The sequence below is a fragment of the Pseudoxanthomonas fibrivorans genome, assembly GCF_041464125.1.
Classification (GTDB): Bacteria; Pseudomonadota; Gammaproteobacteria; order Xanthomonadales; family Xanthomonadaceae; genus Pseudoxanthomonas.
In genome coordinates this window covers 991,595-1,004,261 of the sequence record NZ_JBGNUG010000001.1, presented here as the reverse complement: position 1 = coordinate 1,004,261, position 12,667 = coordinate 991,595, and the positions used below count along the sequence as shown (strand labels likewise).

The 12,667-nt window shown below is 71.5% G+C and carries 16 protein-coding genes; 10 read left to right on the top strand and 6 right to left on the bottom strand.

Going from position 1 to position 12,667, the window contains the following annotated elements:
* Positions 1-266: 266 nt before the first annotated feature.
* Positions 267-1,799 (top strand): tryptophan halogenase family protein, encoded by a 1,533-nt coding sequence (locus tag ACA089_RS04785; RefSeq protein ID WP_372013887.1) that lies wholly within the window; start codon positions 267-269, stop codon positions 1,797-1,799.
* A 189-nt stretch (positions 1,800-1,988) separates the two neighbouring features.
* Here ACA089_RS04785 and ACA089_RS04780 read toward each other — a convergent pair whose 3' ends face one another.
* Entirely contained in the window at positions 1,989-2,522 is a 534-nt protein-coding gene (locus ACA089_RS04780; RefSeq protein ID WP_372013884.1) for a hemerythrin domain-containing protein, read from the bottom strand.
* 144 nt (positions 2,523-2,666) lie between these two features.
* Between ACA089_RS04780 and ACA089_RS04775 the strand changes: the two genes are divergently transcribed.
* The 4 genes from ACA089_RS04775 (at position 2,667) to ACA089_RS04760 (ending at position 5,937) form a co-directional block, all read left to right on the top strand.
* Positions 2,667-3,278, top strand: a complete 612-nt coding sequence (locus tag ACA089_RS04775; protein ID WP_372013880.1) for a class I SAM-dependent methyltransferase — start codon at positions 2,667-2,669, stop codon at positions 3,276-3,278.
* A gap of 177 nt (positions 3,279-3,455) precedes the next feature.
* Positions 3,456-3,845 carry a cupin domain-containing protein gene (locus tag ACA089_RS04770; RefSeq protein ID WP_372013877.1) on the top strand — a complete coding sequence of 130 codons (390 nt, stop codon included), beginning with the start codon at positions 3,456-3,458 and terminating at the stop codon, positions 3,843-3,845.
* Positions 3,846-4,015: 170 nt separating this feature from the next.
* Positions 4,016-4,852 carry a glycoside hydrolase family 11 protein gene (locus ACA089_RS04765; RefSeq protein WP_372013874.1) on the top strand — a complete coding sequence of 279 codons (837 nt, stop codon included), beginning with the start codon at positions 4,016-4,018 and terminating at the stop codon, positions 4,850-4,852.
* A gap of 104 nt (positions 4,853-4,956) precedes the next feature.
* A complete protein-coding gene (locus ACA089_RS04760) occupies positions 4,957-5,937 on the top strand; it encodes a DUF4344 domain-containing metallopeptidase (protein WP_372013871.1) in 981 nt (326 codons plus the stop codon).
* Positions 5,938-5,949: 12 nt separating this feature from the next.
* Here ACA089_RS04760 and ACA089_RS04755 read toward each other — a convergent pair whose 3' ends face one another.
* From ACA089_RS04755 to ACA089_RS04745, 3 genes are all read right to left on the bottom strand, one after another.
* Complete coding sequence (locus tag ACA089_RS04755) at positions 5,950-6,126, bottom strand: hypothetical protein (RefSeq protein WP_372013869.1); 177 nt, start codon at positions 6,124-6,126, stop codon at positions 5,950-5,952.
* 110 nt (positions 6,127-6,236) lie between these two features.
* Positions 6,237-6,686 (bottom strand): VOC family protein, encoded by a 450-nt coding sequence (locus ACA089_RS04750; RefSeq protein ID WP_372013866.1) that lies wholly within the window; start codon positions 6,684-6,686, stop codon positions 6,237-6,239.
* Between the two features lie 98 nt (positions 6,687-6,784).
* Entirely contained in the window at positions 6,785-7,207 is a 423-nt protein-coding gene (locus ACA089_RS04745) for a YciI family protein (RefSeq protein WP_372013863.1), read from the bottom strand.
* A 135-nt stretch (positions 7,208-7,342) separates the two neighbouring features.
* On the opposite strand from ACA089_RS04745, the gene ACA089_RS04740 reads away from it, so the two are divergent.
* Complete coding sequence (locus ACA089_RS04740) at positions 7,343-8,224, top strand: acid phosphatase (RefSeq protein ID WP_372013860.1); 882 nt, start codon at positions 7,343-7,345, stop codon at positions 8,222-8,224.
* Positions 8,225-8,275: 51 nt separating this feature from the next.
* Here ACA089_RS04740 and ACA089_RS04735 read toward each other — a convergent pair whose 3' ends face one another.
* Positions 8,276-8,413: a hypothetical protein gene (locus tag ACA089_RS04735; protein ID WP_372013856.1), complete on the bottom strand. Its 138-nt coding sequence runs from the start codon at positions 8,411-8,413 to the stop codon at positions 8,276-8,278.
* A gap of 305 nt (positions 8,414-8,718) precedes the next feature.
* Between ACA089_RS04735 and ACA089_RS04730 the strand changes: the two genes are divergently transcribed.
* The 4 genes from ACA089_RS04730 to ACA089_RS04715 all read left to right on the top strand — a co-directional run bounded on the left by ACA089_RS04730 (position 8,719) and on the right by ACA089_RS04715 (position 11,127).
* Entirely contained in the window at positions 8,719-9,066 is a 348-nt protein-coding gene (locus tag ACA089_RS04730) for a DUF2200 domain-containing protein (protein ID WP_372013854.1), read from the top strand.
* A gap of 64 nt (positions 9,067-9,130) precedes the next feature.
* Complete coding sequence (locus tag ACA089_RS04725; protein WP_372013851.1) at positions 9,131-9,907, top strand: hypothetical protein; 777 nt, start codon at positions 9,131-9,133, stop codon at positions 9,905-9,907.
* 23 nt (positions 9,908-9,930) lie between these two features.
* Positions 9,931-10,212, top strand: coding sequence for a hypothetical protein (locus ACA089_RS04720; protein WP_372013849.1), 282 nt, complete (start codon positions 9,931-9,933; stop codon positions 10,210-10,212).
* A 75-nt stretch (positions 10,213-10,287) separates the two neighbouring features.
* Positions 10,288-11,127 (top strand): amidohydrolase family protein, encoded by an 840-nt coding sequence (locus tag ACA089_RS04715; protein WP_372013846.1) that lies wholly within the window; start codon positions 10,288-10,290, stop codon positions 11,125-11,127.
* 43 nt (positions 11,128-11,170) lie between these two features.
* Here ACA089_RS04715 and ACA089_RS04710 read toward each other — a convergent pair whose 3' ends face one another.
* Complete coding sequence (locus ACA089_RS04710) at positions 11,171-12,508, bottom strand: tyrosine/phenylalanine carboxypeptidase domain-containing protein (protein WP_372013843.1); 1,338 nt, start codon at positions 12,506-12,508, stop codon at positions 11,171-11,173.
* Positions 12,509-12,667: the final 159 nt, after the last annotated feature.

Here is a 12,667-nt window from a genome sequence, read left to right as displayed (position 1 = left end):
TGCCGCCTGGTCGGAGCACAGGCGGCAGCGACGCGCAGGACCGGTGCCAGGGACATGCCGTCGACCGGCGCGGAGTGTCCCTGGCACTGCACGGGTCCGGAACAGGGGGCAGGGTGCACGTGCCCGGCGGGAGTGGCGCGGGCGGAAGGCCTGCGGAGCAGACAGGCTGTTTCCACCCGGAATCCCCCGCGTCGCCGCACGAATCCCGCCTGCTATCCTCCGCCGAAACATAGCTGTGCCATGCAACGGTCGGGGAGGGCCAAGGCATGAGTGATCGAGCGATACGCCGCATCGTCATCGTGGGCGGGGGCACCGCCGGCTGGATGGCGGCGGCGCCGTTGTCGCAGCGGCTGCCGCGGCAGGGGCCGATGGGCTGCGAGATCGTGCTGGTGGAGTCGCCGGAGATCGCCACGGTGGGGGTCGGCGAGGCGACCATTCCGCCCATCCGCTGGTACAACCGCTCGCTGGGACTGGACGAGGCCGAGTTCACCCGGCGCACGCAGGGCACCTACAAGCTGGGGATCGAGTTCCGCAACTGGGGCCGCATCGGCCACCGCTTCTTCCACGGGTTCGGCGACTTCGGCCCGGAGATCGAGGGGCGCTCGCCCTACTGGCACTGGCTGCGGCTGAAGGCGCGTGATCCGGGCTTCCCGGACTACGAGGACTGGTCCACCTCCAGCGTGATGGCGCGGCACATGAAGTTCACGCCGCCGCGGGAGGGCGGGCCGAAGTCGGCCCACAACGCCTACGCGTTCGCCTACCAGTTCGACGCCTGGCTGTATGCCGGCTACCTGCGCGAGTACGCGATGGCGCGCGGGGTGCAGCGCGAGCTGGGCATGATCGTGGATGTCGAGTTGCGGCCGGAGGACGGCTTCGTCTCCGCCGTGCGCCTGGCCGACGGGCGCCGCATCGAGGGCGACCTGTTCGTCGACTGCTCCGGCTTCCGCGGCCTGCTGATCGAGGGTGCGCTCAAGGCCGGCTACGAGGACTGGCGCCACTGGCTGCCCTGCGACCGGGCGCTGGCGGTGTCCAGCGAACGCACCGCGCCGCTGCGGCCGTACACCAGCTCGACCGCGCATGCGCCGGGCTGGCAGTGGACGATCCCGCTGCAGCACCGCACCGGCAGTGGCCTGGTCTACCACAGCGATTCCATCGGCGACGACGAGGCCAGCGCATTGCTGCTGGCCAACCTCGAGGGCAAGCCGCAGGGCACGCCCAAGCCGCTGCGCTTCGTGACCGGCCGGCGCAAGCGCGCGTGGGTCAAGAACGTGGTGGCCGTGGGCCTGGCGGGCGGCTTCCTGGAGCCGCTGGAGTCCACCAGCATCCACCTGATCATGGATGGCGTGGGCCGGCTGCTGCAGTACTTCCCGGACCGCGACTTCCATCCCTCGCTGGCGGACGAGTTCAACCGCCGGCAGGAGATCCAGTACCAGGCCATCCGCGACTTCATCGTGCTGCACTACCACCTGACCGAACGCGACGACTCGGAACTGTGGCGCTACTGCCGGAGCATGAAGGTGCCCGACACGCTGGCGCACCAGATCGAGCTGTTCCGCGCCACCGGGCACGTGGTCGTGAGTGATCCGGAGAGCTTCCTGGAACCGTCATGGGTGTCGCTCTACCTGGGCCTGGGCCTGCGCCCCGAACGCCTGGACCGCTTCGTCCAGCAGGTGGACGAGCAGGCGCTGCTCACCCACTTCTCGCGCCTGCGCCAGGCCATTGCCGGCACGGTGGCGGGGATGCCGGACCATGCGGCGTATATCGAGCAGAACGTTAGGGCCGAGCCGCCGGTGGCGTGAGGCCGGAGCCGGGACCAGATACGCGTTTACGCGAGGATCGGAATCCGGTGTGCCGGGCCGCGGCTTCGGTCGATGAGATATTGAAAGGGTGCACCGGCGCTGTGACGCCGGCGGCGGGGCGGATGCGCCGGGGATGCCGGATACCTCCCCGCCGGGTGTGGCCGGGAGGCATCCTTCAAGACGGTGGCCTTACTGCGCGCGGCGCGTCACCTTACGCACGGTGGCAGCGGCTTCGGTCTTGAGTGCCGCCATGCCCGACACCAGGGTCGAGGCGGCCGACGCCTTCCATTCCTCGTAGGCCTCGTCGAGCTCGGCCAGCTCCGCCGGAGTGAACAACTTGCGCGCCATGACGAACATCTCGGTCTCCTCGTCCTTGGCGTGGTGGTCGATCAGCTCGCCGAACACCTTCACCCGGCCGGCGAACTGCGGCGAGGTGATGTCGGCGGCGTGCACGTCGGGCATGATCGTTTTCTCGACCGCGCGATGTTCTTCCACCGCCTCGGCGTGCAGCTTGAGGCCGTCGCGGTCCGCCCGCTCGGCGAAGCTGGGATAGAACACGGTCTCTTCCCACTTGGCGTGCGGCAGCAGGTTGGCCTCGATCCTGGCCAGCAGTTCCGTGCGCCGTTTCTCGGCCCGGTCCGTGGTGGATTCCATTTCCTCGAACAGGGCGCGGAGCAGGTCGTGTTCGGTCTTGAGGGTCTTGAGGATGTCGCGCGACGCCATGGCTCGGCTCCTGATGGGGGATGTCGACCTTGCGGCAACCATCGTCGTGGCGCCGTGACCAAGGCCCTGGTTGGAATGCACGTTCCGCTGACCCCGCTTCACGCGCGCATACTCGCCGGTACCCGCCGCACCGGAGAACCCGCCATGCCTTCCGGGTCGAACGACGACAACCGGCGTGCCGTGGCCGAGTACGAACAGACGGCGCAGGACTACGTGGCCACGGTGGACGGCCGGCCGTCGGCGAGTGTGGAGGCCATGCAGCGGCTGGCCCGCGTCGTGGGACCGGGTGCGCGCGTGCTGGAGATCGGCTCCGGACCGGGATGGGATGCAGACGCACTGGAGGCATTGGGCGTGGAGGTCCATCGCACCGAGGCGGCGGTCGCGTTCTGCGCGTTCCAGGCGCAGCGAGGCAAGCGCTGCGACCGGCTCGACGTGCTGGAGGATCCGATCGACGCGCGCTACGACGGGGCGATGATGCTCTGCGTGCTGCAGCACTTCGAACGCGCGGCGCTCGACACCGTCCTGCGTCGACTGGCCGATGCGGTGGACGCGTCCGGCGCGCTGCTGCTGATGTATCCCGAAGGCGAGGGCGACACAGAGGAGCACGGCGCGGCCGGCGACTACCGCGTGGTCCACTGGACCGCCGCGGCTTTGGATGCGCGCCTCGCGCAGGCCGGCTTCGCGGTCGCATGGGACGAGGCGCGGGAGGGCAGGGGCGGCGCCTGGCGCACCGTGCTGGCGCGCAGGGCGGGGTAAACGAGGCGGGGTCGGATGCGCTTTCCGACCCGATTCCGTTCCTGCGCTTGGGTCCGGCCGACGCCTCATCGCGCTATCGACGCATCGGCCTTCTCTTCGCCGTCCGCTGGCTATCATTCGCATGCAACGGCCATCGTGGATGGGTCTGCGGTGGAGAACCCCACAGGAGGACTGGGCATGGCCCGCAACGATTTCGACCCGGCCACGGTGCCCCCGGATGGACGGCCGGCGGCGAAGGCGACGCTGTTCGATCCGGCCGTCGAAGGGCCGTGGCGCGGTTCGATCGAGGGTGTCGCCGTGGGTGGCGCGGTCACCGTGCTGGCCTACGGTAACGACACGCCGGGCACGGGTCCGCGCTTGCACGTCCATCCCTATGACGAGACCTTCATCGTGGTCGAGGGGCGGGCCCGGTTCTTCGTCGGCGAGACGACGATCGAGGCGAGCGCGGGCGAGACGGTGTTCGGTCCGGCAGGCGTGCCGCACCGCTTCGAGAACCTCGGGCCGGGCCGCCTGCAGACGATCGACATCCATCACTCTCCGCGATGGATCCAGACCGACCTGGACTAGGACGGCGCGCGGAACCAGGGCGTGCGGAAACAGCGGCCGCAGCGGGAACGGGGTCGGCGTGCACGTTCCCGCGCGGGGTGCTTACGACATTCGTCGGGCGTGAACATTCCCGTGGTCGATGGTAGGGTCGTCCTCCCCGTGCAAAAAACCAAGGTTTGCGACGCCCCCTCATGAACTACCGCCTCACGACCTCGCTCCTGACCTCCGCGCTGATCCTCGGCATCGCCGGCTGCGCCAAGCCCCCGGCCGCGGACGCGCCGTCTCCCCAGGCCGCGGCGACGCATGCGGCGGCGCTCCCCGCCAAGCCGCCGATCAGCAAGTTCAAGGCCTACACCCAGCGCTTCGACGGCCAGACGCTGCTCACCCAGGGCCATGCGACCGGCCACGTGGGCGATGTGTTCTTCACCCACTGGAAGGACGGCGGCGAAGCCTCGTTCAAGCTGGACGAGCAGGGGAACTTCATGATCGACTGGATCGGCGGCGACTACAACTACGTCGGCGGCCCGGGCTGGGAAAGCGGCGACCGCAACCGCGTGATCGGCTACCGCCTCGACGAGGATTCCGGCGCCAGCTACGCCACCCTCTACGGCTGGGGCTACGACAAGACGATGGACCCGGCCGATCCGGCCCACCTGGTCGAGTACTACATCGTCCAGCGCTGGGCCCGCGAGCCGGGCCAGGGCGGCGAGCAGGGCGTGACCTTCACCAGCAACGGCGTGGAGTACACCACCTACCGCACCGTGCGCACGCAGAAGCCCTCGATCAACAACACCGCCACGTTCTACCAGTACTGGAGCAGGCCCAAGGAACAGATGCCGCTCGGCGTCGACCACAAGATCATCTTCGCCGACCACGTGAAAGCCTGGGAAGCCAGCGGCTGGAAGCTCCCCGACCTGGACAACTTCGACGCCAGCGACGACCCGACCTATCAGGTGTTCGCGATCGAGGTGTTCCTGGTGGAGAACAGCGGCACCGCGGCGGGGCGGGTGTGGGATGCCGGGAAGTAGGCGCACCCGGTAACGGCGTCAGACGCGGCACGGCCCTGGGGAATGCGTGGATCGCCACGGGCGATTCACCTACGCTTGCGCGACTGTCCAGCCCCGGTGGTTCGATGGCTTCCGCACCCCGCATCAACGCCCTGATCTTCGCGCTGGCCATGGCCGTTGTCGGCTGCGCCAGCGCGTCATCGCCCGCCGCGGCCCGCGACGGGCGCGGTGCATCGCCGCCGGACGCCACCCAGGCGCTCCCGCGCTCGGTCGTCCAGCCCAGCAAGACCGCCCGCACCGGCGGCCCGGCGTTCCAGTTCGCCTACACCCCGCCGCAGTCGCGCGAGCTGAGGGACATCTACCGCCGCGTCGTCGAAGCCGACCTGTGGCGGCAGCTGCCGGAGGTGCAGGCGATCGATGGCATGTTCATGCTGCCGCGCCCGCTGCGCTTCGTCACCGCCGAGTGCGGCGAGTTCGGCGCGTTCTACCACCCGGAGGACACCGAGGTGGTGCTGTGCTACGAGACCCTGCGCACGCTCTACGAGCAGGGCCGCTCGCACCAGCAGGCGCTGGGCCTGGGCGACGACCATCCGCTGCGCTACCTGCGGGCCAACGTGCGCTTCATCGTGCTGCACGAGACCGGCCACGCGCTGGTGGACCTGCTCGACCTGCCGGTCACGGGTCGCCAGGAGGATGCGGTGGACCAGCTGGCGGCGATCCTGATGCTGCGCTTCGCCGGCCTGGACGAGACCCCGGAGCAGGTGATCGGCAACCTGCGCCTGGCCGCCAACTGGATGCTCTCGCGCAGCACCGGCGCCTACGACCTGGACGCCTACGCCGACGAGCACGCGCTGGGCGAGCAGCGCTTCTTCAACCTGCAGTGCCTGATCTACGGCACCGACCCCGAGGGCTTCGCCGGCATGGTCGCCGCCGGCGACCTCACCGCCGCCCGCGCCGCGGTCTGCCCGCGCGACACCCGCAGCGCCAGCCGCGCCTGGATCCGGCTGCTGGTGCCGCACCTGGCCCCGGGGTACGAGGTCTACGGCGAGGAGGCGCAGCGCTTCCTGGACGGCAAGGGCTGGGTGGGGCCGGGCGGGCATCGCTGAGCGCGCCTGCGCTCACGGCACCGGCCACCACATCAGCGCCGCCGCCGCGGCGGCGCCGGCCTGGGTCAGCGGTGCCAGCACCGCCAGCCCTGCGCCCATGGCGAGTTTCAGCCGGGCCGTGGCGAGCGGGCGGCGGTCAATGTTCCGTCGCGCCTGGGGCAGGCGATCACCTCGACGCGTGCGGCTCATTGGGGCGGGCATGCCGTGCCCTGTCGTCCGATACATCTGCGCCCGCGTCCATCGCCACCGGCGTCGCGCGTGACCGGCACGCGCGACGCACCTCATCACGCAGCGATCGCCTACGCGCCCTGCGAGGGCTTCCAGTCCGGCCCGGCGTTGGTGTTGACCATCCACGGGATGCCGAAGCGGTCGATGAACGAGCCGTAGCCGGGGGACCAGAAGGTCTCGCCGAACGGCATGACCTCCTTGCCGCCGGCGGACAGTTCGTCGAACCAGCGCCGGGCCTGGCCGATGTCGTCGGTGTGCAGGGTGACGTCGAAGCCGTTCTTGGGCTTGTCGATGTTCGGCGCCCAGGCCAGATCCATGTCCGCGCCCATCAGCGCCTGGTCGCCGACCTCCAGCCAGGCATGCATCAGCCATTCCTTCTGCTTGGGGTCGGTGATCTCCATGCCCGGCATGCCGTCGCCGTAGGGGAAGGCGGCGGTGAGGCGGCCACCCAGGACCTTGGCGTAGAACTCGAACGCTTCGCGGCACTGGCCGCGGAAACTCAGGCTGGTCACGATCTTCATGCGGTCTCCTTGCTCATGGACGGGTGGGGCTCCTGCGTACACCCCGGTGGGTTAGGGGAGGGCGAACGCGCGATGGCGCGTCGATGACGGTGCGAGGCTCAGGCGACGCCCAGGCGGCCGCGCTCGCCGTCGCGCGGGGTTTCGCGTTCTTCCGGGCTGGGCAGGTCGGCCAGGTCCTTCACTTCCAGGAACGGGCGCAGTTCGAGCACGCCGGTGCACGAGCCCGGCGGGCAGCGCTGCGCCCAGGCCACGGCCTCGTCCATGTCCCTGACCTCCCAGATGGAGAAGCCGGCGATCAGCTCGCGGGTCTCGGTGAACGGGCCGTCGGTGACCAGGTAGCGCTGGCCGTCGTAGGCCAGCCGCTTGCCCTCGCGCGAGGGCTTGAGCCCGGCGCCGGCGACCAGGATGCCGGCGGCGACCAGTTCGTCGGTATAGCGGTCCATCGCCGCGAACGCCTCGGGCGTGGGCAGCACGCCTTCCTCGCTGGTGGCGGTGGCCTTGGCGATCACCATGACGCGCATGTCGGTCTCCGGTCGTGCTGCGGGTTCATGGGGACGACGGACGGGCAGGGCCCGGATCGACATCGCCGTGGCGACGTCACGTGGCCGGCGCCGGCCGCGCTATCCTCGCCCGCACCGGACCCCGTGGAGCAGGCCATGCATCGCACGAACGGCAGGACGTTGTGGGTCGCCGCGGTCCTCGCGGCCGGGGTGGCCGCACTGGGCGGGTGCGCGTCATCGGCGCCCGTGGCGGGCGCACCGATGGCACCGGCGGCGCCTGCCGGCACGGCGCCGGTCCCGGAGATCCGGCCCGGGGTGATGGCCGGCTACCTGGCCGCGGGCAAGGGCGTGGACAGCCTGGCGCTGCTGCCGCCGCCGCCGGCACCGGGCACCGCGGCGATGGCCAACGACGAGGCCGTGCACGCGGCCGCGCGCCGGCTGCGCGGCACGCCGCGCTGGCAGGTGGCCGCGGTCGACGCCGAACTGATGAAGCCCAGCGCGCTGGAGACGTTCAGCTGCGCGCTCGGGGTGCCGGTCAACGACACCGATACGCCCGACCTGGCGCGGCTGCTCAAGCGCACCCTGGTGGACGGCGGCCTGTCCACCTACGGGGCCAAGAACACGTACCGGCGCACGCGGCCGTTCGTGGTCCACGGCGAGGACACCTGCCTGCCCAAGGACGAGGCGGCGCTGCGCACCGACGGCTCGTATCCGTCCGGCCACACCGCCATCGGCTGGACCCAGGCGCTGGTGCTGGCGCAGGTCGATCCGGCGCGCGCCGATGCGCTGTTCCAGCGCGGCCGCGCGTTCGGCGAAAGCCGGCTGGTGTGCAATGCGCACTGGCAGAGCGACGTGCTGCAGGGACGGGTGGTGGCCGCGGCCACCTACGCGCTGCTGCAGTCCGATGCGACCTACCGCCAGGACGTGCAGCTGGCGGCCGCCGACCTCGCCCGCGCCCGCGCGGCCGGGAAGCGCCCGGGCCGCGACTGCGCGGCGGAGGCGGCAGCGCTGGCGATGCCGATCGAGGGCGTGCTGTAGCGGAACCGTGGGCGGTGGAGGGGAGCGCGCCGCCCGCGGGCAACGCGCGCCTCAGCGCGCTTCGGGCTCGCCGCCGGCGGGCTTGGCCGCCTCGCGGCTGGCGCGCTTCTTGGCGTCCTTCTCGTCCTGCTTCTTCTTCTTGGCGAGTTCGCGCTGCTTCTTCTCGAACGAATAATTGGGCTTGGCCATGGGTGTCTCGCACTGGGGAAGGCCCATTGTAGGGGCCATCCGCCGTCCCGGCCCGGCCAGCCGGGCCGATGGGCGGCGCCGGTACAGCCAGCGGGCGTCCGCGCGTCGGAGGGGGCGCGAGCGGGGATTCGACCGCGCAGGCCCGGATGACGCCCACACCCGCGGCGGTGCGGTGGTGGCCCGGAGGAATCCCGGTCGGACCCAGCTTCGCAGCGCCGGCGCCGGGCACGCCCGTCGCCCGAAGGGTGCGGCGGCGTAGCATCGGGACGTCCGGCACCGTGCCGGGCCGAGGCACGGAGGACGGCGTGGCAGGACACAGGATCTTCGGGACCGCGTTCGCGCAGGTCTATCCGATGTACGTGCAGAAGGCCGAGCGCAAGGGCCGCACGCGCGAGGAGGTGGACGCGGTGATCCGCTGGCTCACCGGCTACGCGCAGCCGGACCTGGAGCGGCAGCTCGCCGCACGGGTCGACTTCGCCGGCTTCTTCGCCCAGGCGCCGGCCCTGAACCCGCGCCGCGACCGGGTCACCGGCGTGGTCTGCGGCGTGCGCGTGGAGGACGTGGACGATCCGCTGATGCGCGAGATCCGCATCCTCGACAAGCTGGTCGACGAGCTTGCCAAGGGCAAGGCGCTGGAGAAGGTGCTGCGCTGAGGCGGCGCGATCGGCCGTCGTCGCCTGATTTACGATACGGCGGGCACGCGGACAGGGGAAACGCATGGGTGGTGAGGTTGAAGCGGGTGGTTGCTGGGTCGATGCACTGGACAATCCGGAGGCGGTCCGGCCCCTGCTCGAGGGCGGGCGCGATGCCGGCGCGATCGACCTGCACGAGGTGCTGCTGGAGCGCGACGGGCCGCTGCTGAGGCTGCGCTTCGCGCTGCCGTTCGCACCGCCGGTGCCGGCCCGCCGCGGACGCGAGGCCACCGGCACCAGCGGGGTCCAGCTGGCCGCCTGGGAAGTGGAGGACGTGCGCATCGAAGGCTGGGCGCGGCAGCTGCCGGGGCGGCTGGTCGTGCGCGCCGGCGCAGGCCTGCGCACGCTGGTGTTCGAGGGCGAAGGCTGCTCCGTGCAGGCGCGCTTCGCCCGCCTGCGGGCCGAAGAGGCGCGGCCGTCGATGGCCCCGCGGATCCTCGGCCCGGACGCGATGTTCCAGGCCGAGGCGCGGCCGATGGACCTGTACGAGGTGGTGCGCTGGGGCAACGACTCGGACGACCCGGTGACCGGTGGAGGCAACGGGCCGGACACCTGTTTCCTGGTGCACGCCACCTCGGTGGAGGAAGCGGCCGCGGTGGTGGACTACCAGCTCTCGCGCAAGGACGCGCCCGACGAGGCCGACTGCGCCAGCCTGGTGCAGCTGCTCGGCAGCGGCCACCGCGCGCCGCGCGCGCAGGTCGTGCGCGGTCCCTACGTGCAGAGCGCGTACGGCTTCGGCCTGCGGCGCTGGTCGCGGATCGAGCGCGGCGATCCGTGGGTCGAGGTGGATCCGGCACCATGAAGTGCGGCGGCTGCGGTGGCCAGATGCGCATTCCCGACACGGCACCCGGCACGTTCTTCGCCATCGGCATGGGCGCACTGCTGCTGGCCGCCGGCGTAGCCGCGTGGGCGGTGGCGGCGCCGCCCGTGCCGACGTGGGCGCTGGTGCTGGGCGTCACCGCTGCCGGCGCGGCGGCATACAGCGCCGCGGCGACGTGGACCGCCACGATCGATGCGCGTTCGATGGCACGCGACGGCACGGCCGAGGGCGGACGTCGCTGCGAGGCCTGCGGGCACGTCTCGCCCTTGCGGCCGTGGTCGCGCTGAAGCGGCGCTCCGCCGGGCACGACCGCCAGACTCGATGACCTAGACTGTCGGCCCGCCTCCTGCCGGTGACCGCGCATGTTCCGATCCATCGCCCTTTGCCTGTTGCTCGTGGTCGCCGCGCCAGCCGCCGGGCAGGCGGTGTTCGACACGCATGTCCACCTGCGCGAGGGCGAGGCGTCGCTGGCGACGTACGAGCGCGAGGTGGCGGCCTCCGGCCTCGAGCTGGCCGGAGTGGCGGCGATGTGGTTCGGCGGGCCGCAGCAGGCGCGCGCCGGCGACCCGGCGGCGATCCGCGCCGGCAACGACGGGATCATCGCCCTGGCGCGCGCGCATCCGTCGGTGGTGCCGGTGGCCACGGTCCATCCCTACGACGACCAGGCCGCGCTGGACGAGCTGGCGCGGGTCGCCGCCGCCGGCGTGCGCGTGCTCAAGCTGCATCCGCACACCCAGCGCTTCGACCTTGGCGATGCGCGCGTGCTGCCGCTGGTGCGCCGCGCCGGCGAGCTGGGGATGGTGGTGCTGCTGGACAACGCCGGGATCGTCGCCGGCGACAGCCAGGCCCTGTTCGAGCTGGCGGTGCGCGCGCCGAAGACGCGCTTCATCTTCGCCCACATGGGCGGGCTGGATTTCCGCTTCTGGAACATCCTGGCGCTGGCGCGCACGGCCGAGGACTTCTTCGCCGAGAACATCCATTTCGACATCTCCGGCACGGTGCTGCTGGCGCCGGGTTCGCCGCTGGAGGCCGAGTTCGTCTGGACCCTGCGCAACGTCGGCATCGAGCGGATCCTGATCGGCTCGGACCATCCGCAGATCAGCCTGGCACGGACGGTGCAGGCGCTGGAGCGGCTGGACCTCACCGACGAGGAGAAGGCGAAGATCCGTTCGGGCAACGCCCGGCGGCTGTTCGGCCGCTAGGCCAACGCGCTGCGGTCCGCCAACGCATACAGCGGGCCGCTGCCTACGGGGCCGCCGGCCGCGACCAGTCCGCCGCCTCCAGCACCTCGTCCTCGTATTCGGTGAAGCGCTGCAGCTCGAACGAATCCAGCCGCAGCGACTGCGCGGCGGTGGAGAAGGCCAGGGTCGCCAGCACGCGCTCCAGGTGCCGGGCCCACGGCGGCACGTAGTGGGGTGCGGCGATCAGGCCGCTGTCGCGGTACGCGGCCAGCGTCACCAGGTCGCCCAGCGCGACCCGGCCGCAGAACAGCAGGCGCAGGGTGTCGCCGCGGTTCTCGTGCAGGGCGCGCTTGATGAAGGCGGTCACCAGCAGCAGGCCTTCGACGTAGGCGCCGTCCTTGGTGAAGCAGACCCGGCCATGGACGTCGCCGCCGCGGAAGATGCGCGCGGCGCTGCGGTAGGCGTCCACCTCCGACTGCCCGGCGGCGAGGAAGGCGCGGAACACCTCGATGAAGTCGGCGCCTTCCAGCGCCTCCTGCAGGCGCAGCACGCGCAGCGCCAGCCGCCGCAGGCGGTTGATGTCCATCGCCCCGGTGATGATCTCGGCGAAGGTCGCCAGCCCTTCCTGGGTGCGGGTGGTGCGTGGCGAGCCGGTGCCCAGGCAGCGCAGCCACGGCTGGCGCTTGCCGTTGAGCATGGTCAGCGAATGGATGAAGGCCTCGTGCTCGACCAGCTGGTCCAGGTCCAGCTCGGAGAACAGCGCGTCGGCGCGGATGCGGATCGCCTTGCTGCCGGCGGCGGCCTTCGAGGCGAGCTGCGGGTCGAGCGTGACCTTGACCGGGTCGTCGCCGAAGAACGGTTCGATCCGCGCGCGCAGGCGGTCGGCGAACAGCGGCGCGGGGATGTCGTAGGGCACCTCGGGGACGTAGCGCGCGTCGATCAGCTGGTCGGTGATCGCGAGCATGTGCGCGGCCGACTGCGCGATGGTGGTGTCCTGCGAGCGGTAGTGCGTGGTCGGATGGCCGTAGAGCAGGGCCGAGCATTCGGTGAAGCGCGGCGTGCCGATGCTGGACAGCATCAGCGCGGCGACCCGGTAGCTCCAGGCGGTCTTGTACAGCCAGTCGCCGATGGGATGGCCACGGTCGATGCGGCGCATGATGTCGTCCAGCGCTTCGATCGTGGTCGCGTGGTCCTCCGCCTGCGTCGGCGGCCGTGGCATCTCGGGCTGGCCGGCGCGCCAGCGCTCGAGGAAGCGCGCTTCCATCTCCACCGGCCAGGCCAGCCCGGAAAGGATGCGGATCCTGCCGCCGATCTTCGCCAGGCGCGCGTCGAGTTCGAGCAGCGGCGCCAGCGCCGGATCGGCGCTGGCGGGATGGGCGGGCCCGGATTCGACGGCATGCATGGCGGCTCTCCCGGGCCCCGGCGCCGGGGTGCGCGGAGCGGTGGTGGTGCGGCGGGCGCATCGGCGCACGATGGTCCAGCCTTGCGCGCAGCCGGGGGAGCTTCAATTGGCCATTGGCCCCACGCCGGGACGTCGCCGCGGCGGTGCATCGCGAGCGAG